Consider the following 25,461-nt stretch of genomic DNA (forward strand, 5'->3'; position numbering starts at 1 on the left):
GGACCATAAAAATGAAACGGACACTGTTGATGGGCACCCTGCTGCTGGCAGCCGGTGCCGCCCAGGCCAGCGACATCAAGCGCTACCCCTTGCCGGGGGGTAGCACTTTTCCCATCGCCTCGGCGGTGGAGGTCAAGGGCACCGTCTATCAAAGCGGCATGGTACCGGCTCCCAAGGATGCCAAGGCCGCCAAGGGCAGCGCCGCCTTCTGGGGCAATACCGAGGAGCAAAGCCTGAGCGTGCTGTCGCGCATCGAGGCCTCCTTAAAGGAAAAGGGCCTGGCCATGGCAGACGTGGTGAAGATGACGGTGTTTTTGGTGGGGGACCCGGCCTTGGGGGGCAAGATGGACTTTGGCGGCTTTATGAAGGCCTATACCCAGTATTTTGGCACCCAGGCCCAGCCCAATCTGCCGGCCCGCAGCGCCGTGCAGGTGGCGGCCCTGGCCGGGGAGGGCATGCTGGTGGAAATTGAAGTCATTGCCATCAGGCCATAAAAAAGGGCCCAACGGGGCCCTTTTTTGACGCGACAGCTCTCTTAGAAGCGGTAGGACGCTTGCAGGGAGAAGATGTCGGCGTCGCCTTTCATGGTGCCATTGAACTGGCCGGCCGGGGACGGGTTGCCGTCTTTGATCACGGCGCCTTCGTTGATATCGGCTTCGTCGGAGTCCAGGTAGTTGTAGGCGACGTCCACTTCGAAGTTGGGGCTGAAGCGGTAGGTCATACCCAGGCTGTACCAGACGCGGTCGGAGTCGGGAATACGCAGGGTACGGTGCTCGTCGGCTACCGGGCTCTCATCGAACTTCAGGCCGGCACGCAGGGTGATGTCCTGGGTGGCAATGTAGGTCAGGCCCAGGCTGTAGGCCCAGCTGTCGTCCCACTGCTCTTCCTGGTTCAGAATGGAGGCGCCCAGGGTGGTATTGCCGCGCAGGCGGTCAAACTCGGACCACTCGATACGGTTGACGGACGCCTGTACGGACAGGGTGTCGGTCAGCTTCTGGTTCAGGGCCAGTTCCCACAGGGCCGGCAGGGTCAGGTCGACAGAGTCGTCAAACTTAGCCGGTACGCTGGGCTTGAGCTGGGGGATGATGCCGGTGTCGACCTCACCTTCCAGGGTCAGGTCAACCTTGGAGCGGTAGGAGAAGCCCACTTGGGTATCGTCGCTAAAGCGGTAGTACAGGCCCAGGTTCCAGCCGTAGCCGTAGTCGTCACCTTCCAGTTTGGTCAGCAGCTGGCCGGAGAAGGGCGCAGGGGCCGCAGCGGGCATGCTGGAGCTGATGGTGGCGTCGGCGTAGACCAGGTTCAGACCAAAGCCTACGGAGAAGCTGTCGTCGACCTTGTAGGCAAGGCTGGGGTTGAAGTTCATGGTGACCAGGTCGGTCTCATCCGCCAGGGTACTGGCCAGGATACGGTCGTTGTAATCGGTCTTGAGGCCGAAGTTGCCGAAACCGCCGAAACCGAAGGTCCACAGCTCGTTGATGGGCAGCACGAAGTAGGCCGCCGGTACAAAGGCGTTGGGGGCCACATCGTTCTGGCCGGTATAAACGGGGGAGGCGCCGGTAACGAAGTAGTTGGTGGCGGTACCTTCGATATCGATGTTCGGCATGATGTAGGAGCCGGACAGGGTTACCACAGGCTTGGTCAGCTGAGTCATCAAAGCCGGGTTGGAGGCAACAACGGAAGCGTCTTCAGCAACGGCGGCTTCACCGGCGTTGGCACGGCCCAGGGCTTTGGCTGAGTGCTCGGTAATTTGGAAACCGGCGGCCATGGCACCGGAACAGATGCTGAAGATGGCGCTGGCGAGAAGTGATTTTCTGATTAACTGCATAATTATTATCTCTCTACGTGACATCCTTGATTAAAGTCCGCTCAGCGGACCTGTTGAGGATATTATCAAAAGTTCGGCGAATACTCATAAAAAAGCGCAGGTTCTGACGGCTTATTTGCGATGAAAGTCAACTGAATCGCGGTCAGTAAACTTTGCCGGGCTCCGAGTCCCCTTTCGTAGCCCTGCCAAAGGCTTACAGGCAAAAAAAGACCTGGTACGGGACCAGGTCGGGCGTCAGTGTACAGCTGTTAGGCGGACCAGTTAAGGTGGGCCTTTAATTTATTCTCCATCTCCTGCAGGGGTTCCCCTTTTTCACCGATCAGTATCACCTGGTGCTGACCCCATTGCTCGGCCATGCCGTCGAACTTGCCGTCGGCAAAATAGGCTTTTTCCTTTTCCCCTTTGCTGGCCTTGGCGTTGACGATAAAGAGGGTCACCCGGCCTTTTTCACCGGCCAGGACGGCGTGCAGGCTCTTAATGCCGTCAAAGTCGCAGAAATTGACGAAGTAGATATGGCCCACCTGCTGGTCCATCTGGCCACCATAGGCCGCCAGCTTGCTGTTGAAGGTGGCCAGGGTTGCCTTTTCATCCACCGCCGCCGTCATGGTGGGGTACTCGTGGTAGACGTGGGCCAGGGCATGTTGGCTAAAACCTAGCTGGCTGCGGTCCAGAGCAAAAAAGCTCAGCAGGGCGCCGGCCAGGAAGGCAAAAGAGGCCGCTATGCCCAGTTGCCAACGCCAGCGGCGGCGCTGGCGCTGCTCGAAGTCCTTGAGGCTTTGGTTCAAGAGGATGCGGTTGGCCAGGTTGCCAGGAGCGGCCACCTTCAGGGCCGCCAGCAGTTTGGCGTCCTGTTGGCGCACTTCCTGTAGCAGCTTGGCATTGGCGTCGCTGTCCTGGGCTGCGGCTTTGAGGGCGGGGTCTTGGGGATCGCTCAGGGCGCGGCGGCGAAATTCCAGTTCGTTCATTCTGTTGCCCTCCTGCTGCTGGGGGAATCTGTGGCCAGCATGTCGCGCAGCTGGTTGCGGGCCCGAAAGAGGCGGGTCATCACGGTGTTGGTATTGAGTTCGAGGATCTGGGCAATCTCGTCCCCCGAGTAGCCGAACAGCACCTGCAGTACCAGGGGTTCACGATAGTCCTGGGCCAACTGGCTCATGGCCCGGCGCAGCTCCAGGTGGCTGAGTTGGGTTTCGCTGTCGGGGCTGTGCTCGTCGAGGATCTGCGCCTCCTGATAGTCGCTCATCTCCAATTGCTTGCGCTCGAACCGGCGGGCGTTTTCCCGGCGCAATATGGTGATGAGCCAGGCCCTGGCAGACTTTTCATCCTTGAGGTCGTCAAGGTAGCGCCAGGCCCTTAGGAAACTTTCCTGGACCAGATCCTCAGAGACCGCCGGGTCTCCCGTTAGCCAGAGGCCATAGCGATACAGGTCGGTGGACAGGGCCGCGACCAAGGCCTCGAATCGTCGTTGTTTTGTGTTCATGGCTTCATTGACCGGCCATGTGCGCATTTGCTTTCGCCCTAGCATGGGTTTCTTGATGAAGTGGTGGTGCCTTCCACCTTAGCCGAGGGCCGGTCGGCTGACGAGGCCTTGCAAAGGCTTTGGCGGCAGCCGATGCTGGGGTTTTGCACCCAAAGGAACCAGCCATGGCTGACTTTCACGGAAAAAACCTGGTGGTGACCGGGGCCAATGGCCTGATTGGCGCTGCCATTTGTGACTATCTTCGCCAGCGTGGCGCCAAGGTGCTGGGGTTGGACAAAGCAGCAGGCCCCGGCTGCCAGGCCTTGGATCTGGCCGACGCCGCCGCCATTGCCCGCTTTGGGGCCGGCATTGACGGCGCCGTCCATGGCCTGGTCAATAATGCCGCCATCAGCGACCCCCACAACAGCCCTTTGGCGGACTTGTCCCTGGCCACCTGGCAGCAGGTGCTGGCGGTGAACCTGACGGCGCCCCTGCTGCTTACCCAGGCCTTGCTGCCCCATTTTGCCGAAGGGGCCAGTGTGGTGAATATCGGCTCGAGCCGGGCGCTGATGTCCGAGCCCAACAGCGAATGTTATGCGGCCAGCAAAGGGGGGCTGGTGGCCCTGAGCCACGCCCTTGCCATCAGTTTGGGGGCCAAGGTGCGGGTCAACTGCGTCAGCCCAGGCTGGATAGCCCCGGACCAGGCCGAGCTGAGCCTGGCCGACCACGGCCAGCACCCGGTGGGCCGGGTTGGCCGGGGCAGTGACATTGCCAGCCTGGTGGCTTGGCTGTTGAGCGAGGAGGCGGGCTTTGTCACCGGCCAGCATTGGCTGGCCGATGGCGGCATGAGCCGTAAGATGATTTACAGCTGAAAGCGGGCGTAAAGGCCGTTGCCGGGGGGCGGGGCCTGGGGCGGCTTGGCCTGCTGCAAGGCCTGCCACAGGGCCTGGCCGTTGAAGCTGGCAAGGCTTGGGGCAAAGCGGCTTTGCTGCAGATTGTTGATGGCCGCCGCCAGGGGCGGATGGGCCAAATAGGCTGCCAGGGCTTCCAGGGAGTGGAGTTGGTATTTGTCCTGGGCCCACAGCAGCAAGGCCTGGCCGGCCCTGGCCGGATCCCCCGACAACACCGCCTGGCGCAGCTTAAGCCAGCCGGGAGATTCCTGCTCCGGCAGGGCCTTGGCCTTGGCTTGGCCCAGACGGGGCTTAAGCCAGAGCCAGAGGGTGGCGGCCCACAGTAGCAGGGCAGCCAGGGTCAGCCAGGGCCAGAAGCCGGCGCTGGTGGTGGCCGGAGCGGCCTGACTGTCTTGCACTTGTGACTGGGGCAGGGTGCCGGGGGCTATGGTGAAAGTGCGGGCCGGTAAGCTGGCGACCCGATATTGCTTGGCCAGGGTGTCAAACCAGGTCACCTCCACTGCCGGCAGGGTAAAGGTACCGGCCTTGGCCGGCACCAGAGCCACGGCGGAGAGCTGCTGGGCCATCATCCAACCGTCGTTGATGTAGCTCTTACGGTCTTTTTGGTCCGGGTAGACCTTGATGCCTTCCGGCACCGGAATATCCAGGGGCGGCAGGTTGGTGGCCAGGGTGCCGGTGGCGGTGAGCACCAGGGTGCGGGTCAGGGGTTGGCCCAGGGCCCAATGTTCTGGGTCGCCGCTCCAGCGCTCCTCCAGGTTCAGTTCCCGGGCCGGCAGCCAGGGGCGGCTGGGGTCAGGTACTGCCAGTACCGTCAGGCTCTGGGGCTGGCCGACCTTGCCTACTTCCCGGCTCTGATAAAAGCCCCGGCTGTCCTGGGTGAAAATTTCGCCGTTAAAGACCGGCGGCTCCACCACATAGCTGCCCACTTCCTTGGGGAAGAGGGCGTAGTTGCGTTCAAAGCTGCGGTAGCGCCGGCTCTGGCGAGTCAGGGTGCCTTCTTTGTCCTCCCCCAGGGGTTTGAACTCGGCTTTGTCCATCTTGGGATCCGAGAGTTTGCCGGACTTGAGGTCCTTACCCACCAGTAGCAGCACCTGGTAGTTGACCTGGGCCCCGGGGTAAACCTGGGTGTCGGACAGGCTGGTTTCCAAGATCAAGTCCTGGCTCTTGGTACTGGCGCCAGGGGCCACCACTTCCAGCTTGATGGGGGCGGTGACCAGATCGTCCACTTTCAGGGACGGCACCAGGTATTGCCCCGGCTTTTTGGCGATAAGGCTGATGCGCCAGCGGGTTTCCCGACTGACGTTGAAGTTCTGAATTTGGGTGGAGCGGCTGACATTGGTGTTGCCGACCATGAAGTCCTTGAACAGCGGCTGGGTGTCCAGGGCGTCCGACGCCATGTCGTCATTGACCGTCACCTCCAGGGTGACCGCCTCTCCGGCGATAACGGGGTTGCGGCTTAAGGTGGCCTCCACCTGGGTGGCGGCCATGGCCAGCATCGGCAAACCGGCGGCCAAGAGCCAAAGCAGGCGCTTTACCATTGCTCCTCTTCCTTATCGTGTTTGGCCTGGGCTTCATAGGCCCGGCGCATTTTCTGTTGCAGCAGGTAACCGGGGTCGTCGTTGACGGCGTCCAGCAGCTTGTCGCTGTTAAGCATGGGGCCTTGGGATGGGTCCCCTTCGCCTTTGGCAAGGCCGGCCTTTTGTTGGCGGCCCTGGTCCTTACCCTTGTCGTCCGCCCCTTGGGGGCTGGGCTTGTCGTCTTCTTGCCCTTGCTCGTTGCCCTGTGGCTTGGGTTGGTCCTTGGCTCCGGCGTCCTTGTCCCCTTGCTGGCCGGCATCGGGCTCCTTGGGCTTTTGGGAGTTATCCCCCTGGTCCTGGGGCTTGCCCTTGTCGGCGTCCGACTGGTCGCCGGGCTGCTGGCCCTGGTCCCCCGGTTTTTGATCCTGTTCTTTTTGTCCTGACGACTCATCCCCCTGGTCGCCTTGGCCCTGCTGTTGCTGGTCTTGTTGTTGGTTCAAAAGGTCCAGATTAAAACGGGCATCGGCAAAGTCGGGCTGTTCGGCCAGGGCCTCCTGGTAGGCGCCGATGGCACCTTGGGTATCTCCGGCCTTCGCCAGGGCATTGCCTTGGTTGTAGCGAGCCTGGGCCCCGGGCTGGTCTTGCCAGAGGGCGGCGGCGTCCTGGTAGTGGCCGGCCCGGTACAGGGCGGCGGCCTGCCAGTTGGGGTCGCTAAATTGGTTGGCCGCCTCGGCGTAGTCCTTGGCCTGGTATTGCTGGTAGGCCTCTTGGCCCTGGTTTTTAAAGAGGGCAGCGTGGCTAGGCTGGGGCAATACCGCCACCAGGGCCAGTACCAGCAGGCCCCGGCGAAAGGCCAGCAAGGCCAAGGGCAGCAGCAGCCACAGCAGGTAACGGCCGCCGTCCTTGGGCAGAGTCATTACCTCGTCCGACTGGGTTTGGCCACTGTCGGGGCGGGTCAGCAGGGCATTGAGGTCGCCATCGTCCAGGCCCGCCTTGATGCAAAGGCCGTTGACGGCGCCACAGGTATCACTCAAACGGCTTTGGGGAATGATCACCTGGCCCTGGCCGTCCTTAAGCAGTTCCCCTGACAGGGTACGGATAGGGGCGCCGGCTTCGGTACCGAACACCAGGGTAGAGAGGTTGAACGGCCCCAGGTCCAGGTTGGCCAGGGCGCGGCTTTCCTTGGGGTTGAGACCATCGGTAAAGAGCAGGATGTCACCGCGCCGGTAGCCGGCTTGCTGAAGCAGCTCTATGGCCTGGACTACCCCCAGATCGGCCCTGGAGCCCTGGGCCGGCATGATTTCGCTGGACAGGGCCTGGAGCAGATGCTCGAGGGTACCGCCGTCCCGGGTCAGGGGGGCTATGGTGTAGGCGCTGGCGGCGTAAGCCACCAATCCGGTCTCACCCTCGTTGAGGCGGCGCACCAGGTCGATGGCTTTGTATTTGGCCTGGGTCAGACGGTCTGGGGCCAGATCGGTGGCGCGCATGGACAAAGACATGTCCATCACCAACACCCGGCCGCCCTTTAATTGGTAAAGGGGGTATTGGTCTTGCTCCCAGCTGGGGCCGGCCAGGGCCAGGGTACCCAGCAGCCAGGCCAGGGCCAAGGCCGCCAGAGGCCAGCGGCTTTGGGCGCCGTCTTTGCCTACCAGCAGGTGTTTGGCCAGGTGCGGTGGCAGCAATTTTTGCCAACCGGAGCCGGCCGGGCGGCGCTGCCAGCACCACCACAGCAGCAAGGCCAGGGGCAGCAGGGCCAGCAGCCAGCTTGGTCTTAGCCAGATCATCGGGTCCTCCACAGGGCCAGGGCCACGCTCAGCAGCAGCAACAGGGCCAGGGGCCAGTAAAAGATATCGGTGCGGGGCCGCAGGGTCTGGGTATTGTCTTCCAAAGGCTCAAGTTGGTTGAGCTCCTTGTAGATGTCTTCCAACTGGTCTGCATCCTTGGCCCTGAAGAAACGGCCGCCGGTGGCGTCGGCCAGGCGAGCCAACTGGGCTTCGTCCGGCGGATCGCCATTGGGCACCTTGATATTGCCAAGGGGTGTGCGTTTTATCTGGTAGTCAGAGCCAAAGCCGATGGCGTAGAAGGTCACGCCCTTTTCCCTGGCGGCGGCGATGGCATCGTCCGGCTCGATGCCGCCGGCAGTGTTGCGCCCGTCGGTAAGCAGCACAGCCACTTTTTTCTGACTCTTACGGCCTACCAGCTGTTTGGTGGCAAGGGCTATGGCTTCACCGATGGCGGTACGGTTACCCACCAGGCCCAATTCGGCTTCTGACATCAGGGTGGCGATGGTGTCCAGGTCGTAGCTCAAGGGAGCCTGCACATAGGCATGATCGGCAAAAAGAATGAGGCCCAGGCGGTCGCCCTGGCGGGCCTTGATGAAGTCGAACAACACCCCTTTGGCGGCGGTGAGGCGGTCACTGGGGCGACCACCGTATTCCATGTCGGTTTCCTGCATGGAGCCGGAGAGATCCAGGATCAGCATCATTTCCCGGCGGCTGTCGGGCAGGCTGACCGGATCCCCGACCCAGACAGGCCGGGCCAAGGCCGCCAGCAGCAGCGCCCAACCCAGCCACTTTAGCCAGGCCGGCAGGCGGCGCCGGGCGACGGCAGGGTTGTCGTCGTCGGCCTGGTGAACCACCGCCAGTGGTACTTTCAGGCGGGTCAGGCTAGCCACAGGTTGGGCTGGCAACAGCAACCACAGCAGGGGCAGCGGCAGTAGCAGCAGGACCCAGAGGGCTTCAAACTCCAGCACTGTGACCCTCCTGAGTGTGGATCCAGGCACTGGCGAAGGCCTTTAGATCCCGAAACAACTCGTAACGGATGGGAAAGCTCTTGGCATAGGGACCGGCTTCCAGGAGTTCGATTAGGTGCCTGTCCACCGGCTGGGTGGCCTGGGCTTGTAAAAAGGCCAGCCAGGGCTTGCCAGACAGGATGCTTACCTGATCCTTGGGGTGGTAATAGCAGGCCGCTTCTTTCAGAAGTTGGTTGAGCATGGCCAGAAAGTCTTCGCCGTTACCCAGTTGCTGCAGGCGTTGTTGCAACCTGTCTCCCACCGTGATGCGCTGGCGCCGCCAATACCAGATGGCGCCGGCAATGGCGGCCAGCACCAGGGCCAGCAGCAGCCACCAGCCCAGGGCCAGAGGCCAGGCGGAGGGGGGCAGGGGTTCGTGGATGTCTTTGAGCTTGGCTAGCATGGCTGCACCCGGTCGAGCTGGAATTCCAAAGACTGTTGGGCGCCCACGGCGCAAAAACGGATATCCATGGCTTTGAGGGTCTGGCGTATGGCCTGGATGGTCTTTAAGCGGCTGCGCTGATAGTGGTTGCGAAAGCGCGCCGACCCTATGGGCAGCAGGCCCTTTTGGGTCGGTCCCTGTACCGGCAGGGTCAGGGGCAGGCGGCTTTGGGGCAGGGTCAGCTCCAGGGGGTCGGTGATCATAAAGACGCAGACGTCGGCGTGCTTGTGCAGCCTGGCCAGCAGCCACTGGCTTTCGGTGTCCCAGCCTTGCAGGTCGGTCAGCAGCCAGATCTGGCTGCCGGGGGCGGCCAGCTTCAGGCTGCGGCGCAGCAGATCGTTCAGTAGCTCAGGCTTGCTTTGGTGCAAGTCCGGCGCCTGGTTTTGCAGGTCGATAAGGGCGTGGGCAAGGGCCAATACCCCTTGCTGGCGGCCCTTGGGCTTGAGTTCCTTGTGGCTGTCGCCGTTGCCGATAAGGGCGCCGATGCGGTCCCCGCGCTCGGCCACGTGCCAGGCCAGCAGGGAAGCCAGGTGGGCGGCCTGCACCGCCTTTAACAGCAGCTTGGAACCAAACTGCATGCTGGGCCCCAAATCGACAATAAGGTGTACCGGCCTTTCCCGCTCTTCACGGAACAGCTTGGTGTGGGGCTTGCCGGTACGGGCCGTGACCCGCCAGTCGATGGTGCGGATATCGTCTCCCACCTGGTACTGGCGCACTTCGTCAAAGTCCATGCCTCGGCCCTTGGCCCTGGCCTGGTGCTGGCCGGCCTGGTGGGCGCGGGAACTGGCCTTGGGGGTCAGTTGCACCTGGCGGGCCAGGCGCCGGTAAGGCACCAGTTCGTCCAGGCACAGGGTGACGCCGTTGGCGCCACTGGGTAGGGCGGCGCTCATGGGCAGGGTACGCGGGCGAGGATACGGTCCAGCACTTGCTCCATGGTGACGCCACCGGCCTCGGCCTGGTAGGACAGCAGCAGGCGATGGCGAAGCACGTTGGGCAGCAGGGCCTGGACATCGTCTGGGGTGACAAAGTCGCGGCCGGCCAGCCAGGCCCTTGCCCTTGCGCAGCGCTCAAGGGCGGCGGTGGCGCGGGGGCTGGCGCCGTAGGCCAGCCAGCCGGCCAGCTCGTCGTCAATCCGGGCCGGTTCGCGGGTGGCCATAATCAGGGCCACCATGTACTGCTCCACGGCGTCAGCCAGGTGCAGGTTAAATATTTCCCGGCGGGCGGCAAAGATGTCGTCCTGGCTCAACGGCTCTACCGGTATAGGTTTGTCTTCGATGGCTTCCTGGCGGTTGAGGCGCAGTATCGCCATTTCGGTCTGGGCGTCCGGGTAGTCCACCTTCACATGCATCAAGAAGCGATCGAGCTGGGCTTCCGGCAGTGGGTAGGTGCCTTCCTGCTCCAAGGGGTTTTGGGTGGCCATGACCAAAAACAGGCGGGGCAGGGGATAGGTGGTCTTGCCCACCGTTATCTGCCGCTCGGCCATGGCCTCCAGCAGTGCCGACTGCACCTTGGCCGGGGCCCGGTTGATTTCGTCGGCCAGCAGCAGGTTGTGGAACAGGGGGCCTTTTTGGAAGGCGAACTCGCCGGTTTCCGGCCGGTAGATATCGGTACCGGTCAAATCCGCCGGCAGCAGGTCAGGGGTGAACTGCACCCGGTGAAAGTCGGCTTCCAGGCCCTGGGCCACGGCTTTGATGGCGCGGGTTTTGGCGAGCCCGGGGGGGCCTTCCACCAACAGGTGACCATCGGCCAGTAGGGCGATCAGCAGGTTCTGGGTCAGTTGGCTCTGGCCCACCACTTGTTTATCAAGGTGGCTTCGCAGGCGGGTGAAGGCAGCGCGTGTCATTGATTTTCTGATTATTCTTGAGTGTTGACCTTTTTGTAACGGAAAACGCAATTAAGGTCTACAGCAGTCTCTTGGCCAGGCGTTTCCATTTTGAAATGGAGTGGTTACAATCGGACTCACAGGTCAGACCTCTGCCGCACAGAGGCGCCCATCACAACAGAGAGGAAAGGGATGACGGCCAAACAACAAAACCTCAAAACCGCCAACGGTGAGCGTATCGCTGTCGTTGCCGGCCTGCGTACGCCATTTGCCCGCCAAGCCACCTACTACCACGGCGTACCCGCCCTGGATATGGGCAAGATGGTGGTCAACGAACTGCTGACCCGCGCCGAACTGGACCCCAAGCTGGTGGACCAACTGGTGTTTGGCCAGGTGGTACAGATGCCCGAAGCCCCCAACATCGCCCGTGAAATCGTGCTGGGCACCGGCATGAACGTGCACACCGACGCCTACAGCGTGTCCCGTGCCTGTGCCACCTCTTTCCAGTCCACCGCCAACGTGGTGGAGTCCATCCTGTCCGGCACCATCGATATCGGTATCGCCGGCGGCGCCGACTCCTCCTCCGTATTGCCGGTCGGGGTATCCAAGAACCTGGCCCGCGCCCTGGTGGATTTGACCAAGGCCAAGACCCTGGGCCAGCGCTTTGCCATTTTCCGCCGCCTGGGCCTCAAGGATCTGCTACCGGTACCGCCGGCAGTGGCCGAGTACAGCACCGGTCTGTCCATGGGTGACACCGCCGAACAGATGGCCAAGAGCCACGGCATCAGCCGCGTCGCCCAGGACGAACTGGCCCACCGCTCCCACAGCCTGGCCGCCAAGGCCTGGGCCGACGGCCTGCTGCGCGACGAAGTGATGGTGGCCCATGCCGAGCCTTACAAAGGCTTTTTGGACAAGGACAACAACGTCCGCGAAAACTCCGACGTGGCCAGCTACGCCAAGCTCAAGCCGGTCTTTGATCGCAAGTTCGGCTCCGTTACCGCCGCCAACGCTACCCCCCTTACCGACGGCGCTTCTGCCATCATCCTGATGCGTGAAGGCCGTGCCAAAGAGCTGGGCTACGAGCCTTTGGGCTATATCCGCTCCTATGCCTTCAGCGCCATCGACGTCTGGGAAGACATGCTGATGGGCCCGTCCTACGCCACCCCCCTGGCCCTGGACCGCGCCGGCATCAGCCTGGCAGACCTGACCCTTATCGACATGCACGAAGCCTTTGCCGCCCAGACCCTGGCCAACGTCAAAATGTTCGCCTCGGACAAGTTCGCCAAGGAAAAACTGGGCCGCGACAAGGCCACAGGGGAAATCGACATGGACAAGTTCAATGTGCTGGGTGGCTCCATCGCCTATGGCCACCCCTTTGCCGCCACCGGCACCCGCATGATCACCCAGACCCTGCGCGAGCTTAAGCGTCGCGGTGGCGGCCTGGGCCTTACCACTGCCTGCGCCGCCGGCGGCCTGGGCGCTGCCATGATCCTGGAGGCCGAATAATGACCGACAAGACTTTTAGCTTCGCCCTGCGCGAGGACGGTATCGGCATCATCACCATGGATGTGCCCGGCGAGTCCATGAACACCCTCAAGGCCGCCTTTGCCGAGGAGATCCGTGCCATTCTTGCCGACATCCGTCACGATCCGGCGGTAAAAGGCCTGGTTCTGGTGTCCGGCAAACAAGGTTCCTTCATTGCTGGCGCCGATATCGGCATGCTGGATAAATGTGAGAGCAGCCAGGACGCCGAAGCCCTGTCCAAGGCCGGCCATGCCATCTGCGCCGAGCTGGAAAGCCTCAAGGTGCCGCTTATCGCCGCCATCCATGGCCCCTGCCTTGGCGGTGGCCTGGAGCTGGCCATGGCTTGCCACGGTCGGGTTGCCTCCGATTGGGACAAGACCGCTCTTGGCCTGCCGGAAGTGCAGCTGGGCCTGCTGCCGGGGTCCGGCGGCACCCAACGCCTGCCGCGCCTGGTGGGCATTCAGAAAGCCTTGGACATGATGCTGACCGGCAAACAGCTGCGCCCTGCCCAGGCCAAAAAGGCCGGCCTGGTGGACGAAGTGGTGCCCCAAAGCATCCTGCTGGACGTGGCCATCGGCCTTGCCAAGAAAGGCAAGCCCCTGCGCGACGGTGTCAAACTGGGCTTTAAGGACAAGCTGTTGGAAGACAATGGCGTTGGCCGCAACATCGTCTTCGACCAGGCCCGTAAAACCGTGCTGAAAAAGACCGGTGGTCATTACCCGGCGCCACTTAAGATCCTCGAATGCGTGCGGGTCGGTATGACCGACGGCATGGACGCAGGCCTGGCGGTTGAAGCCAAGTACTTCGGCGAACTGGTAAAAACGCCAGAGAGCAAGCAGCTGCGCGGCCTTTTCTTCGCAACCACTCAGATGAAGAAGGAAACCGGCGCCGAGGGCGTGACTCCCAGGAAAGTCGCCAAGGCGGCGGTTTTGGGTGGCGGCCTGATGGGTGGCGGCATTGCCAACGTCACCGTGACCAAGGCCGGCGTGCCTGTGCGTATCAAGGACATTGGCGAGCAGGGCATCAGCCATGCCTTCAAATACAGCTACGACCTGTTGATGAAGAAGGTTAAGCGCCGCCACCTGCGTAAGAGCCAGGCACAAAAGCAGATGATGATGCTGACCGGCGACACCCAGTACCGGGGCTTCCATGACGTGGATATCGTCGTCGAAGCGGTGTTTGAAGACTTGGCCCTCAAGCATCAGATGGTCAAGGACATCGAGACCCACTGCGGCCCCGAGACCATCTTCGCCTCCAACACTTCGTCTCTGCCCATAGGCCAGATAGCCGAGGCCGCCCAGCGCCCTGAAAACGTCATCGGCCTGCATTACTTCTCGCCGGTGGACAAGATGCCCCTGGCCGAGATCATTGCCCACGACAAGACCTCGCCCCAGACCATCGCCACCACAGTGGCCTTTGCCCGCCGCCAGGGCAAGACCCCTATCGTGGTCAAAGACGGCGCCGGTTTCTATGTCAACCGTATCCTGGGTCTGTACATGAACGAAGCAGCCTACCTGCTGATGGAAGGGGAGCCGGTTGAAAAACTGGACAAGGCCCTGACCGCCTTCGGCATGCCGGTGGGTCCCATGACCTTGCTGGACGAGGTGGGTATCGATGTGGGTGCCAAAATTGCCCCCATCCTGGAAAAAGAACTGGGCGAGCGCTTCCAAGCACCGGCGGCCTTTGACAAGCTGCTGGCCGACGGCCGTAAGGGCAAGAAATCCCAGAAGGGTTTCTATCTTTACAAGGATCTGCCCAAGTCTTGGAATCCGCTGAAAAAGCTGCCGAAAAAGCCGGTGGACGAGTCTGTGTACCGGGTGCTGGGCATCAGCCCTGCCGGTAGGTTGGACCTGGATGCCATTGCCGAGCGCACCTTGCTGCAGATGCTCAACGAGGCGGCACGCTGCCTGGATGAGGGCATCATTCAAAGTGCCCGCGACGGCGATATCGGCGCCATTTTCGGTATCGGTTTTCCTCCCTTCCTGGGCGGGCCTTTCCGCTACATGGACAAGTTGGGCGCCAAAGCGGTAGTGGCCAAGCTTGAGGCCCTCAAGGCCCAGCACGGGGAGCGCTTTGCTCCCAGCCCATTGCTGGTGAAGATGGCCGAAGACGGCGGTCATTTTTACAATGACTGAGTAAAAAAGGGGAGCTCGGGCTCCCCTTTTTTTGGTCATAAATTCGTCATCATGGTAAAGTACGGGGCTAGCTGTAGAGGTGCCCTATGTCCTGGTTGTTGTTGCCGTTGTTTTTCCCTGCCTTTTCCCTGCTGTTTTACATTGAAGCCCTCAAGGGCGGTATCAGACCCCGTTATTGGGCTCTGGTTGGCCTGGTGACTGGTCCCTTTGCCTGGCCCATGCTGCAAGCCAGAAAGCGACTCTGGTGGCGTCAGGTTTGTGGTTACTCCGGCATTTTATTCCGGGCATAAGAAAAGGCGCCATCAGGCGCCTTTTTCACGTCAGGACCACCACCTTTGAGCCGGGGTCACTCTTATAGACAGTGTCTCCAACCCCTCAGGCAGCCGGTGGGACCGCTTAGGGCGGCGTCCCAGCCAGGTTTTCAGAAGGGTGATCATGATTACAGGCCTACTTGGTCTTCAATCATTACCTGCGCGGATGCGGAGGTGGGGGACAGACCTACCTGATCTTCGATCTGGGTGGTCGGGGTAGGATTGAAGAAGTTGAGCAGAATGGCCAGCAGAGAAGCGTTAAACATGATTATTATCCTCAGTGAGTGTAAGTAGTGTCTTGCCGTTAATGAAGAGCAAGCACTGTGCCAACACCCTCGATCATTTAACGTTTCAAACTGACAACATCTGCCGGGCCGAGTTTTCCCCCTCTTTTCAGCAATAATTGCTCAAAATCCATGGCTGGCATGGGTTTACCAAACAGATATCCCTGGCTGATAGGACAGTTGAGCTGTTTGAGAGCCGTCAATTGCTCTTCAGTTTCTACCCCTTCGGCTACCACCTGCAGTTCCATATTCTTGGCCAGGGAAATAATGGCTGCCGTGAGGCTCCTGGCACTGGTATCTACCGTCAAGTCTTTGACGAAGGAGCGGTCAATTTTGACGCTGGTGACGGGAAATTGGCGCAGGTGGGACAGGGAAGAATAACCGGTACCGAAGTCGTCCATGGCCAGGGTAATACCCCGCTCCCTCAGCCTTTCCATCACGGCGATGGCCCTGATGGGATCTTCCATCATGGCGCCCTCGGTCAGCTCCAGCTCCAACAGGTGGGGAGGCAGGCCACAGGTCTCCAGGACTTCGTCGATTCGGGCCACCAGATCCTGCTGGCGGAATTGTCGTGGCGACAGGTTGATGGCGATGCGGCCGGGGAAGAGGCCTTGATCATACCATTTGCAGACCTGACGGCAGGTGGCATGCATCACCCAGTTACCCAAGTCGACAATCAAGCCGCTTTCTTCGGCGATGGGAATAAAGTCGGCCGGGGAAATATAGCCACCTCTGCCGTCCGGCAGCCGTAAAAGGGCCTCGGCGCCCTTGCACTGTCCTGAGTAGGTGTCGGCTTTGGGCTGGTAGAAGACCTCGAACAGGTTTTCCCGCAGGGCCTTACGTACCCGGTTCTCCAGGGCGAGGCGGGCATGGGCCTGCTCATTCATGGTGGTGGAGAAGAACTGGCAGATATCGCCACCAACGTGCTTGGCGTGGTACATGGCGGCGTCGGCATTACGCAGCAGGTTCTCCGGGTTGTCACCGTCATCGGGATAGAGGACGGCGCCAATGGCGCAGGTGACGTTGATTTCTTCGCCGTGGAGGTAGAAGGGGGCCATCAACTGGCGATGCAGGGCGGCAGACAAACGGGTGATGTCGTCGAGCTTGGCCTGGCTGTCCACCACTATGGCAAATTCGTCTCCCCCTAGGCGATAAAGGGTATGTTCCTGACCCATCACGTACTGCAGGCGGTCTGCCACTTCCAAAAGTAGCTGATCGCCGTATTGGTGGCCGAGGGAATCGTTTACCTGCTTGAAGTTATTAAGATCCAGCACCATCAGGGCACAAGGCTGCTTCTTGCGCACCAGGCCATGCAAGGTACTCATAAAGAAGCTGCGGTTGGGCAGGCCGGTCAAGGGGTCGGTGTTGGTCAGGCGTTCAAGCTCCCGCTCTTTTTCCTTACGCTCGGAAATGTCGGAGAAGACGGCCACGAAATGGAAAGAGTCCTTCTCGTCATCCATGACCCTGTCTATGGTGATCTCGATAGGGTAGATCTCGCCACTGTTGCGCCTGGCTTCCAGCTCGTCGTGCCAGCGGCCGGATTTTTCCAGGGCCTGTTTGATCTGCTCCATGAAACGTTCGTTGTAGAGCGAGAAGTTCCACGGCTTGCCGATGGCATCCTGGCGGCTGGTGCCGGTGACCCGGGTAAAGGAATCATTGATATCCTGGATAATGAAATCCGGCGAGGTAATACAGATGGCGTCGGAAATATTGCGGAATGACTGGGCCAGCAGTTTGAGCTTTTCTTCGGTCTTCTTGAGCTTGGAAATGTTCTTGATGGTGCCGGTCATGCGGACAGGGGCGCCCCTGTCGTTGTATTCCACCACCCGGCCCCTATCGAGGATCCAGACCCAATCGTCTTCCTTACCTTTGACCCTGTAGGCGATTTCAAATTCGTCCTGCTCTCCAGAGAAGCAGGCATTGAGGGTTGATTTCACCCTGGCCAGATCCTTGGGGTAAATATTGTTCTTGTTGTCTGCGGTACGGACACCGTCATCCGGCAGTAGCAGGGTGTCCCAGATATTGGATCGATAGATGTTGCCGTTCTCGATATCCCAGTCCCAAAGCTCGTCACCGCTCCCCCAGAGGGCCAGTTTCAATCTTTCTTCGCTTTCCACTATGCGGGCATGCTGGCGCCGCCGGGTGCGGACTATGGACAATATATGCAGGGCAATAAAGAAGACAATGCAGATGTAGACGAAAATAGCACCATTGCTTCGCCACCAGGGGGGCAGTATCACCAGATTAATGCCCTGGCTTTGAGCAACGACTCTGCCACCATCTATGGCCCGAAAGGTGATCTTATGGGTCCCCGAGTCCAACTTGCTCAGTGCCAGGCGATTGGAGTTGTCCAGGTCGTACCATCTGTCATCGTAACTGGATACCTTGTATTGAAAGCTGGCTCTGTCTGGAAACTCGCTGTTGAGCAATGACAAATCCAAGAATAATGGATACTGGTGGTACTCCAATGTCAGTGAGTGCGTCTTAAGCAGTTCACCCAATAAATCATTTCGTTCGTCACCAAACAGGTTCACTCCTGATACCGTAATATCCCCGCTTGGACTGTCGTGAGGCACCGAACCCACACCGACTAGCGTAATACCGCCTATACCTCCGAGATAAAGGGTGCCGCTGGGGGAGATCATGAAGGCAGTAGAGGCATATTCATCAAGAATGTTGTATCGGCTATCAAAACTGGCAACGATGCCAAGGTGGAGCAAATCACCCTGAACATCGAATACCTTAAAACCGGACGAAGTCAGGGTGACAAAGCGTTCGCCACTGGCTACAGCCACAGTGCCGCCAGAGTAAATTTCCTCGCTGGGCTTTAACGGCAGTTGGAGAACTTCGCCGCTGGCAATGTCGATGATCCTGCCATCTTTAAGAAGTGCATAGAGCCTGTTCTTATACTCGACAACCTTTTTTGTCCAAGTATCAACGACCTTGACTTCTTTTCCTGAAGAGAGTTCTTTTTGGCAGAGCCCGTTGTCCCCTGCCAAATACTGGACACCTTTGAACTTGTAAAGATGATTGGTGAAACCGGGGTTACAACTGGTAAAGCCGCCATCCCTGATGATATGGCCGGCCTCCAAGTGGTAATAATTGTGGTTTCTATCGCTAAGAATCCAGTTTTCCTGATAAATGGCCGAGTTGAATGCAATGTCAGAAACAATTGTCTGCGTCTGGCCTCTGTTTTGTACCACCAAGCCATTGGACGTCAAAATGAGGTAGCCATTGGCACTGTCAAAAAGATAGTTCACCTTGCCATCGTCGAGGGCGAGGGGCTTGATCGTCTCACCGTTATAGATATAAGCATTGGCCTTGTTGTCAATCAGTAATACGTCCTTGCCCGAGTGCGCAATGAATTTGACGTAAGTGCTAGATGAACTGGAGGGTAGGGTCTGGTTGGTAAGTGCCGATGGGTTTTTCTTGAAAATAATGACGCCGTTGGAATGGGTTCCCAGCAGGAGCGACTTGTTGTCTTCTACAAAGGTCCATGACTTGCCTTTGAAAAAAAAGGTTGGCTTGTCTTGGCCATTTAATTGGATGAGTCCCTCTTCGGTAGCCAGCTTGAATTGGCTGCCGTCATGTCGGAAATCGTAGGTTGGCGCTTTGAAAAGTGGCTGACTTGGTTTTTTGAAATCAAAGAAACCAAGCTCGGAAGCGACATAGACGCTATTGCCAACGTTAGCCACCTTGTTGATATTCAGGCCGAAACGGAGCTCTTCACCGGTTTTTTCAAAGGCTCTGTTAAGTGACAGCAATCCCTTGTCATAGGTGGCTACCAAGAATCCGCCCTGGTAAGGCATGACTTGTTTAACGTTGCTGATGCTTACTTGGTCTTCAACTTTGAATGATGCGGGGTTAACTTCATAAAGCCCGTCCTGGGCACCCACCAAAATGGTGCCGTCCCCCAGTTCATTGACAGACCATATGACTTTGTCATCGAAGCTGTCGAGCCGTGAAAATGCCGAGGCCGGCCATTTTTTTACCAACAACCCATTCTGGGTGCCTACCCATAAGTTGTTGTGGCTATCGTTGAAAAGGTTGCGGATAAAGCCGGATTTGGCGGGGAATTTGTCGCTGCCGGGCAGGAAGTTGACCAGGCTGCGGCCATCGAAGCGGGACAGGCCGCTGGTGGTGGCTATCCAGGTGAAGCCCTTGTGATCTGTAACCATGTCCAGGGCGGTCAGCTGTGGTAAACCGGCTTCCTTGTCCAACACCTGGTATTGGTAAAACTGTGGTTGCTCGGGAAGTTGGGCCCAGGTCGAGAAGGACAAGAGACAAAACAGCCACAGCCAAGGCTGCCCTTTAATTTTGGGGTTTCTGGGCCACATCTGGCTACCTGGAAAGGGGCGGATGAGAATCAATATATCCTTATAACTTAGGCATCTAGCACTGTCAAAGGCACGCCATGAGAGGGGGGGAGGGGCTGTTCCACCAGGCGCTACCCTGGTGTTAGCCCATCCTTCCCGGCAGCAGGCGCACCACCGGATCAAGGTCCACGACCACCGGCCAATCCTCTCCTTTCCCGGCGTTAAGAACGGAAGGGCTCCGGCGGCCAGCGGCACTGAGGCAACTGGGTTTTAAAGAGCTCTACGTCGGTAATAAGTCGAAGGTTATCCAGCGCTTCAAGATGCCGATGCTGGTGGCCCACCGAGGCCAGCAGTAGCCGGTCGGCCGAGCGGTTTCGCAGCCGCTTGACCATCATCCGGATCAGTTGAGTACGGTTGAAACCGTGAATGGCGCGGCTCAGGCGTTGGCGCCAGTCGAAGGTCAAGTCACCCTGGCCAACGGCGTTCCAGAGCCTGGCGCTGCGATCGGCCAAGGTGGCGTCGGGCTGGGCCAACTGGTGCAGCAACACCGCCTTGGTGGCCTGCCATTGCTGGTCACTCAGCCCCAGCAGTAACAGCGAAAAGTCGGCGATAAAATCGTCGATGGCGTCCAGCAGCTGCACCGGGCCGGCCACCGGGCTTTGCACGTAGAACAGCAAACCTGGCAGCCGTTGCATGGGGAAGAAACTGACCCCCAGCATGTAGCCCAGTTGCTGCTTGTTGCGCAGCTCGTCGAAGAAGGTGGCGCTCATCAGCTGCTGGGCCAGCATGAAAAAGGCATGTTCCTTGGGAGACGCGTGGCGGCCCTGGTAGAACACCAGCAGCGCCGAGTCCGGGTGGTCCACGCCATGGGTACGCAGCAATGGCCCCCTGTGTTCCAGGCGCAGCACCCGGCGCACCGGCTCCTGGCCCTTGGCCCTGTTGGTCACTTCCTCAAGCCAGGGGTACACCTCGTCGATGGGGGCACTGCCGTGGACCAGGCCTTCCACGAACAACGAGCTGGTGACCTCCTGCTGGTGTGCCACCAGATCGTCGTAACTGAGTTGCTGCATCTCGGCTGCCAGCCGGGCATAGCCAGGATGGGACGGTTGTAAAAGCCGGGTCAATTCCGCCAGCAACTGCTGCACCGGCTTTTGTTGTTTCAGTGACTGGTATTGGCGAATAAGGGCCTTTCGGCACATTTCCATCACCCCTTTGGGGGGCGGCTCGTCCAGAAGGCGCTGGGTGATATGACTAAACAAGCGATGCTGGCGCCCCAAAATGCCCCCCAGCTGCAGGGTGATACCGGCCTGCTGGGGATAGAGCTGCCAGCTAAGACCAGCCAGCTCGGCGTCATAAAGCTCGCCTGTCAACGATTCTGACACCATGTCCAGCCAGAGCCGGGTCAGGGCTATATGGCGCGGGGTTTCCATGGCATGGGGGCTTTCCATGGCTAGGTACAAGTGCCCTTTGGGCAGCCTGAAATCCGGGTCCTGCCAGTGCCATAGCCGTAAGTGGGGCCCGCTTTTGACCGGCTCGGGACGATTTTGCACCCGGCCCAGGGGGGCCGGCTCTGGGGGCTGGCCCAAAAAGGGATTGGGGGAGGGTAGGCGCAGCTCGCCAAACACCCTGGGGGCATGCCAGCGGGCCAGCCATTCCTTGCTGATGGGCCTGGTCAGAAAGGGGGTGTGGTACCAGGGCGCCTCTGCTTCCCCTTCTACATCCGGAGACACCAGGGCCAGGCGCAGGTTGTCCGGGGTCAGGAAGTCTAGCCAATAGTGCAGCCGCTCCGGGCTGAAGCCAGTCATCACAAAATCGCCGTAAAGCACATCGTCAGGCGGAAATTGCAGCAGATTAACCGCCAGGTGGCTGGCGTAATCCATGGGCTCCGTGACTTCCATCAACCGAAAGGATTGCTCTGCCAGTTGTTGGCGTTCAGAAAAACGCCAACTTTCCAGGCCCTGGGTGCGGATCAGGGCCAACTGGGCAAAGAGGGCCTCGACGATCTCGGCCTGGTGGGCTTCTCCTTGGGGAGTAAGTAAAAACTGTACTGTGTATTCGCGAAAACCGCTACCGCTGATGCCGCCGCCAGCGGACAGGGCCTCAACCCATTGGCGTTCTTTGAGGTAGGCCAGCAGGCTGCCCTGGCCCTCGTGGCCCAGCAGGTGGCTGATAAAGGTCAGGGGCTTTTGCCGGTATTCGCTCTGCACCGACGGCAGCGGGAAGTTCACCGCCAGGCGCCGCTGGTCTTTCAAAGGCTTGGCTGACACCTGGAAGGGCAGGTTCTGGTAGAGGCGGGTACCTTCCCAAAAGGCCGGCACCTTATCGCCCCGGCGGATATCGGAAAAATAACTGTGGGCCCAGGACGAAAGCTCGGCCACCGATTGTGGTCCGTAGAGCACCAGGGTCATATTGCCGGCGTGGTAGTGATGTTCAAAGAGGGTCCTGGCCTCTGCGGCCAAGGCTTCTGGGTCGCCGGACAGGGTTTCGAGGTTGCCCACCGAGAACTTGCTAAAGGGATGCTCGGGGTTCACCACCGCCTTGTGCACCTGGTAGAGGCGGCGGGTGTCGTCCTGCAATTTCAGGCGATATTCGGCTTCGATGGCATGGCGCTCCTTATCCACCGCTTCACTGGACAGCAAAGGGCAGACAAAAAAGCGGGAAAAGCGCCATAGGGCCTCGGCAAACTGCTGCGGCGGAATATCGAAGAAATAGCTGGACTGCTCTGTCCCTGTCCAGGCGTTGTGGTTGCCGCCGGCGCTCTGAATAAAATTCTGATACTCGCCGGTGCCCGGGTGCGTATTAGTACCCAGGAACAACAAATGTTCCACAAAGTGAGCCAAGCCCTCCCGGTGGGGCGGGTCGAAAAAGTGGCCCACCCGCACAGCGGCAGCGGCCGCCGCCTTGTGGCTCTTGGGGTCCTCCACCACCAGTACCGGCAGGCCGTTGGCCAAGGTGATGTGTCGGTAAGTACGGTGATCAAAAGGACTTTTATGCACGGTGGCCCCTGTGGTCAGGACGAATCTTCATTATGACCGTCCTTGGCAAGATTGGAAACGCCGACGGCTTTCTGTACACTGCGCGACCAGTTTTGTATGGAGATGACAGATGCAGATCCTGGTAATGCGGCACGGCGAGGCCGAACCGCAGATAACCCACGACGCCGAGCGCCGCCTGACCGCCCTGGGTCAGCAGCAGGCCCAGGCGCAGGGCCAGTGGCTGAAAAGCCTGGGCTGGACGCCCGATGCCCTTTGGGTGAGCACTTACCTGCGTGCCCAGCAGACTGCCGAGCAGACCCTGCGTGCTCTGGATGCCCATCCTAAGCGTCTGGTTCTCCCTGAACTGACTCCCGACGGCAATGCCGGTGCTGTGGCCGATCTGGTGGCGGCGTCGCCGGAAATCGAGCGGCTGCTTATCGTTTCCCACATGCCGCTGGTCTCTTACCTGGTGGAAAAACTAGTGCCCGGCGAAGTGCCCATGGCCTTTGCCACGGCGCAAATCGTGGTCATCGACATCGAAGACGGCAAGGCCAAAGTGAGCCTTCGCCAACTCTCCTCAGTGGACTGAGTCCACCAGTATCAGCAATGCCCCCTGGCCCCCGTATTCCCTGGGGGCCGACTGTATCGCCAGCACCTTGGGGTGCTGCGCCAGCCAACTGGGTACCTGCTTTTTCAGTGCGCCTGTGCCGATGCCATGCATGATGCACAGGCAAAACACCTGATCTTTGATGGCCCGGTCAATTAACGCCACCAATTCGAGCTTGGCGCTTTCGCGGGTCATACCGTGCAGGTCCAGGGTCATCTCCGGGGCATAATCGCCCCGGCGCAACTTTTTCAGTTCCCCAGCCGACACCCCTTCCCGCACGTAATTGGGCCAGTTCTCACCGAAGTGGGGCTGGTAGCTGTCGGAAAAGTAAAAACTCGCCTCCCGGGCGGTCTTTTGATCGGCTAATTGGCGGCGCTTGGGGCGTCGCGGGCGCTCATGGCCTATGGTATCCTGCGCCATCGGCCGGGTGTCGGCCATGGCGTCACGGAAAAGGGCCAAATCGTCGTTATCGATGGGGGTCTTTTTCATGGGGCCATAGTGTAGCCCAGCGCGGTGCTGGGCTGAAATGGGAGGCAGAGTTGGACAAGATTTTCTTAGATGAAGCCGTTGCAGAGCTTCACAGTATCCAGGACATGATCCGTTGGGCCGTCAGCCGCTTTAGCGCCGCCAACATCTATTACGGCCATGGCACCGACAATCCCTGGGATGAAGCCGTAGCCCTGGTCCTGGCCACCCTCTATCTGCCCATCGACATCGACAACGATACCCGCCATGCCCGCCTGACCGTGTCAGAGCGCCAACGTATCGTCGAGCGCATCATGGTGCGTATCCAGGAGCGCAAGCCGGTGCCTTACATCACCAGCCAGTCCTGGTTCTGCCATATGCCCTTTTACGTGGACGAGCGGGTGCTTATTCCCCGCTCCCCCATCGGCGAGCTGATTGAGCAGCGCTTCTCGCCTTGGCTGGACGGCCGCGACGTCACCCGTATTCTCGACCTTTGCACCGGCTCCGGCTGCATTGGCATTGCTTGCGCCCATTACTTCCCCGAAGCGGAAGTGGACATCACCGATCTGTCCAAAGACGCCCTGGCGGTAGCCGAGCGCAACATCGAAGAACACGGCATGTTGCACCAGGTCACCCCTATTCACTCGGATCTGTTCCGCGCCATTCCCGAGGGTGAAAAGTACGACCTTATCGTTACCAACCCCCCTTATGTTGACGCCGAAGACATGTCGGACTTGCCCGGTGAATACCACCACGAGCCCGCCGTGGCCCTGGCCGCCGGCACCGATGGCCTCAAGTTGGTAAACCGTATCCTCGCCAATGCCGGCAAGCACCTCAAAGAGGGCGGCATTTTGATTTGCGAAGTGGGCAACAGCGAAGTGCACATGAACCACCAGTACCCCGAGCTGCCCATCGTTTGGCTGGAGTTCGAGCGCGGCGGCAGTGGCGTATTCCTTATTACCAAGGAAGATCTGGACCAGCACGCTGACCTGTTCAGCCTCTATAAGGATTAACCATGGCCGGCAACACCTTTGGCACCATCTTTACCGTTACCACCTTTGGCGAAAGTCACGGCCTGGCCCTGGGCGCCATTGTTGACGGCTGCCCCCCTGGGCTTGAGCTGACCGAGGCGGATCTGCAGCACGATCTGGACCGTCGCCGCCCTGGCACCTCCCGTTACACCACGCCGCGCCAGGAACCGGATCAGGTCAAGATTCTCTCCGGCACCTTTGAGGGCAAAACCACAGGTACCCCCATTGGCCTGCTGATTGAAAACACCGATCAGCGCTCTCAGGATTACTCCGAAATAGCCCGCCAGTTCCGCCCCGGCCATGCCGACTATGGCTATCACCACAAGTACGGCCTGCGCGATTATCGCGGCGGTGGCCGTTCCAGCGCCCGCGAAACCGCCATGCGGGTGGCCGCCGGCGCTATCGCCAAAAAATGGCTGGCGCAATTTGGCGTGACCATCCGCGGCGCCCTGGTGGCCATGGGCGAGGTGGACTGCCCGGTTACCGACTGGAGCCAAGTGGAGCAAAACCCCTTTTTCTGCGGTAACCCAGACAAACTGGACGATTTGGACGAGCTGCTGCGGGCCATCAAAAAAGAAGGGGATTCGGTTGGTGCCAAGATCATGGTCGAAGCCAGCGGCGTACCGGTGGGCCTCGGCGAGCCGGTGTTTGACCGCCTCGATGCCGATATCGCCAAGGCGATGATGTGCATCAACGCCGTCAAGGGCGTGGAAATTGGCGACGGCTTCGAAGCGGCCCGCCAACGCGGCTCCGAGCACCGCGACGAGATCACCCCGGAAGAGGGCTTTCTCACCAACCACGCCGGCGGCATTTTGGGCGGTATCAGTACTGGCCAGAGCATCAGTGTCAATATCGCTCTCAAGCCCACCTCCAGCATCAAGGTGCCGGGGCGCAGCATCGATGTCGACGGCAACGCCGTGGAGGTGGTGACCAAAGGCCGCCACGACCCTTGTGTGGGCATTCGCGCTGTCCCCATCGCCGAAGCCATGCTGGCGTTGACCTTGATGGACCATTGGCTGCGCCACCGAGGGCAAACCGGACGCATTTAA

20 protein-coding genes are annotated in these 25,461 nt (G+C 60.0%); 7 read left to right on the forward strand and 13 right to left on the reverse strand.

All coding sequences use genetic code 11. The annotated features are described in order from the left end of the window. The first annotated feature begins 11 nt into the window (after positions 1-11). Positions 12-494, forward strand: a complete 483-nt coding sequence (locus tag B3C1_RS04875; protein ID WP_008483305.1) for a RidA family protein — start codon at positions 12-14, stop codon at positions 492-494. Positions 495-535: 41 nt separating this feature from the next. On the opposite strand, the gene B3C1_RS04880 is transcribed toward B3C1_RS04875, so the two are convergent. From B3C1_RS04880 to B3C1_RS04890, 3 genes are all read right to left on the reverse strand, one after another. Next, positions 536-1,825 carry an OmpP1/FadL family transporter gene (locus tag B3C1_RS04880; protein WP_008483306.1) on the reverse strand — a complete coding sequence of 430 codons (1,290 nt, stop codon included), beginning with the start codon at positions 1,823-1,825 and terminating at the stop codon, positions 536-538. Positions 1,826-2,073: 248 nt separating this feature from the next. Next, the gene (locus tag B3C1_RS04885) at positions 2,074-2,790 is read right to left on the reverse strand and encodes a DUF3379 family protein (protein ID WP_008483307.1); all 717 of its coding nucleotides are present in this window, start codon (positions 2,788-2,790) and stop codon (positions 2,074-2,076) included. Further along, positions 2,787-3,347 (reverse strand): sigma-70 family RNA polymerase sigma factor, encoded by a 561-nt coding sequence (locus B3C1_RS04890; RefSeq protein ID WP_051012881.1) that lies wholly within the window; start codon positions 3,345-3,347, stop codon positions 2,787-2,789. Before B3C1_RS04890 ends, B3C1_RS04885 begins: the two co-directional genes overlap by 4 nt. A 119-nt stretch (positions 3,348-3,466) precedes the next feature. Between B3C1_RS04890 and B3C1_RS04895 the strand changes: the two genes are divergently transcribed. Continuing rightward, positions 3,467-4,153, forward strand: coding sequence for an SDR family oxidoreductase (locus B3C1_RS04895; protein WP_008483310.1), 687 nt, complete (start codon positions 3,467-3,469; stop codon positions 4,151-4,153). Here the strand turns inward: B3C1_RS04895 and B3C1_RS04900 are convergent. The 6 genes from B3C1_RS04900 to B3C1_RS04925 are packed head-to-tail and all read right to left on the reverse strand — an operon-like array spanning position 4,144 to position 10,785. Further along, positions 4,144-5,730 (reverse strand): BatD family protein, encoded by a 1,587-nt coding sequence (locus B3C1_RS04900; RefSeq protein WP_008483314.1) that lies wholly within the window; start codon positions 5,728-5,730, stop codon positions 4,144-4,146. The two genes, B3C1_RS04895 and B3C1_RS04900, sit on opposite strands and share 10 nt — an antisense overlap. Next, positions 5,724-7,493, reverse strand: a complete 1,770-nt coding sequence (locus tag B3C1_RS04905; protein WP_008483315.1) for a VWA domain-containing protein — start codon at positions 7,491-7,493, stop codon at positions 5,724-5,726. The genes B3C1_RS04900 and B3C1_RS04905 overlap by 7 nt, the downstream gene beginning before the upstream one ends. Continuing rightward, on the reverse strand, positions 7,490-8,461 hold the full coding sequence (locus tag B3C1_RS04910; protein ID WP_008483317.1) for a VWA domain-containing protein: 972 nt from the start codon (positions 8,459-8,461) through the stop codon (positions 7,490-7,492). Before B3C1_RS04910 ends, B3C1_RS04905 begins: the two co-directional genes overlap by 4 nt. Beyond that, entirely contained in the window at positions 8,448-8,903 is a 456-nt protein-coding gene (locus tag B3C1_RS19280) for a DUF4381 domain-containing protein (protein WP_008483319.1), read from the reverse strand. Before B3C1_RS19280 ends, B3C1_RS04910 begins: the two co-directional genes overlap by 14 nt. Beyond that, the gene (locus B3C1_RS04920) at positions 8,897-9,832 is read right to left on the reverse strand and encodes a DUF58 domain-containing protein (RefSeq protein ID WP_008483320.1); all 936 of its coding nucleotides are present in this window, start codon (positions 9,830-9,832) and stop codon (positions 8,897-8,899) included. The genes B3C1_RS19280 and B3C1_RS04920 overlap by 7 nt, the downstream gene beginning before the upstream one ends. After that, the gene (locus tag B3C1_RS04925; RefSeq protein ID WP_008483321.1) at positions 9,829-10,785 is read right to left on the reverse strand and encodes an AAA family ATPase; all 957 of its coding nucleotides are present in this window, start codon (positions 10,783-10,785) and stop codon (positions 9,829-9,831) included. Before B3C1_RS04925 ends, B3C1_RS04920 begins: the two co-directional genes overlap by 4 nt. 171 nt (positions 10,786-10,956) lie before the next feature. Between B3C1_RS04925 and fadI the strand changes: the two genes are divergently transcribed. Both fadI and fadJ read left to right on the forward strand, forming a co-directional pair. Then, positions 10,957-12,270 (forward strand): acetyl-CoA C-acyltransferase FadI, encoded by a 1,314-nt coding sequence (fadI, locus tag B3C1_RS04930; protein ID WP_008483322.1) that lies wholly within the window; start codon positions 10,957-10,959, stop codon positions 12,268-12,270. Beyond that, positions 12,270-14,423, forward strand: coding sequence for a fatty acid oxidation complex subunit alpha FadJ (gene fadJ, locus B3C1_RS04935; protein WP_008483324.1), 2,154 nt, complete (start codon positions 12,270-12,272; stop codon positions 14,421-14,423). The genes fadI and fadJ overlap by 1 nt, the downstream gene beginning before the upstream one ends. Positions 14,424-14,862: 439 nt before the next feature. Here the strand turns inward: fadJ and B3C1_RS20105 are convergent, their stop codons facing one another. From B3C1_RS20105 to B3C1_RS04950, 3 genes are all read right to left on the reverse strand, one after another. After that, on the reverse strand, positions 14,863-15,000 hold the full coding sequence (locus B3C1_RS20105; RefSeq protein WP_156804452.1) for a hypothetical protein: 138 nt from the start codon (positions 14,998-15,000) through the stop codon (positions 14,863-14,865). Between the two features lie 77 nt (positions 15,001-15,077). Further along, positions 15,078-19,589, reverse strand: coding sequence for an EAL domain-containing protein (locus B3C1_RS04945; protein ID WP_156804453.1), 4,512 nt, complete (start codon positions 19,587-19,589; stop codon positions 15,078-15,080). Beyond that, a complete protein-coding gene (locus B3C1_RS04950) occupies positions 19,556-22,330 on the reverse strand; it encodes an insulinase family protein (protein WP_008483328.1) in 2,775 nt (924 codons plus the stop codon). The genes B3C1_RS04945 and B3C1_RS04950 overlap by 34 nt, the downstream gene beginning before the upstream one ends. Positions 22,331-22,439: 109 nt before the next feature. Here B3C1_RS04950 and sixA point away from each other — a divergent pair, with 109 nt between their 5' ends. Further along, positions 22,440-22,898, forward strand: coding sequence for a phosphohistidine phosphatase SixA (gene sixA, locus B3C1_RS04955; protein ID WP_008483329.1), 459 nt, complete (start codon positions 22,440-22,442; stop codon positions 22,896-22,898). On the opposite strand, the gene smrB is transcribed toward sixA, so the two are convergent. Continuing rightward, positions 22,887-23,405, reverse strand: a complete 519-nt coding sequence (gene smrB / locus B3C1_RS04960; protein ID WP_008483330.1) for an endonuclease SmrB — start codon at positions 23,403-23,405, stop codon at positions 22,887-22,889. The genes sixA and smrB overlap by 12 nt on opposite strands. Before the next feature lie 50 nt (positions 23,406-23,455). Here smrB and prmB point away from each other — a divergent pair, with 50 nt between their 5' ends. Together prmB and aroC are read left to right on the forward strand one after the other, a co-directional pair. Beyond that, a complete protein-coding gene (gene prmB, locus B3C1_RS04965; protein ID WP_008483331.1) occupies positions 23,456-24,394 on the forward strand; it encodes a 50S ribosomal protein L3 N(5)-glutamine methyltransferase in 939 nt (312 codons plus the stop codon). A 2-nt stretch (positions 24,395-24,396) separates the two neighbouring features. Continuing rightward, on the forward strand, positions 24,397-25,461 hold the full coding sequence (gene aroC, locus B3C1_RS04970) for a chorismate synthase (RefSeq protein ID WP_008483333.1): 1,065 nt from the start codon (positions 24,397-24,399) through the stop codon (positions 25,459-25,461).

The organism is Gallaecimonas xiamenensis 3-C-1 (assembly GCF_000299915.1).
Classification (GTDB): Bacteria; Pseudomonadota; Gammaproteobacteria; order Enterobacterales; family Gallaecimonadaceae; genus Gallaecimonas; species Gallaecimonas xiamenensis.

Excerpts from the sequence above, each read along its gene's own strand:
- B3C1_RS04880 (WP_008483306.1), bottom strand. The coding sequence starts at position 1,825 with ATGCAGTTAATCAGAAAATCACTTCTCGCCAGCGCCATCTTCAGCATC.
- fadJ (WP_008483324.1), top strand. The coding sequence starts at position 12,270 with ATGACCGACAAGACTTTTAGCTTCGCCCTGCGCGAGGACGGTATCGGC.
- aroC (WP_008483333.1), top strand. The coding sequence starts at position 24,397 with ATGGCCGGCAACACCTTTGGCACCATCTTTACCGTTACCACCTTTGGC.
- fadI (WP_008483322.1), top strand. The coding sequence starts at position 10,957 with ATGACGGCCAAACAACAAAACCTCAAAACCGCCAACGGTGAGCGTATC.
- B3C1_RS04900 (WP_008483314.1), bottom strand. The coding sequence starts at position 5,730 with ATGGTAAAGCGCCTGCTTTGGCTCTTGGCCGCCGGTTTGCCGATGCTG.
- B3C1_RS04875 (WP_008483305.1), top strand. The coding sequence starts at position 12 with ATGAAACGGACACTGTTGATGGGCACCCTGCTGCTGGCAGCCGGTGCC.
- B3C1_RS04925 (WP_008483321.1), bottom strand. The coding sequence starts at position 10,785 with ATGACACGCGCTGCCTTCACCCGCCTGCGAAGCCACCTTGATAAACAA.
- B3C1_RS04905 (WP_008483315.1), bottom strand. The coding sequence starts at position 7,493 with ATGATCTGGCTAAGACCAAGCTGGCTGCTGGCCCTGCTGCCCCTGGCC.
- B3C1_RS04895 (WP_008483310.1), top strand. The coding sequence starts at position 3,467 with ATGGCTGACTTTCACGGAAAAAACCTGGTGGTGACCGGGGCCAATGGC.
- B3C1_RS20105 (WP_156804452.1), bottom strand. The coding sequence starts at position 15,000 with ATGTTTAACGCTTCTCTGCTGGCCATTCTGCTCAACTTCTTCAATCCT.
- B3C1_RS04920 (WP_008483320.1), bottom strand. The coding sequence starts at position 9,832 with ATGAGCGCCGCCCTACCCAGTGGCGCCAACGGCGTCACCCTGTGCCTG.
- smrB (WP_008483330.1), bottom strand. The coding sequence starts at position 23,405 with ATGAAAAAGACCCCCATCGATAACGACGATTTGGCCCTTTTCCGTGAC.
- B3C1_RS04890 (WP_051012881.1), bottom strand. The coding sequence starts at position 3,347 with ATGCTAGGGCGAAAGCAAATGCGCACATGGCCGGTCAATGAAGCCATG.
- B3C1_RS19280 (WP_008483319.1), bottom strand. The coding sequence starts at position 8,903 with ATGCTAGCCAAGCTCAAAGACATCCACGAACCCCTGCCCCCCTCCGCC.
- sixA (WP_008483329.1), top strand. The coding sequence starts at position 22,440 with ATGCAGATCCTGGTAATGCGGCACGGCGAGGCCGAACCGCAGATAACC.
- B3C1_RS04885 (WP_008483307.1), bottom strand. The coding sequence starts at position 2,790 with ATGAACGAACTGGAATTTCGCCGCCGCGCCCTGAGCGATCCCCAAGAC.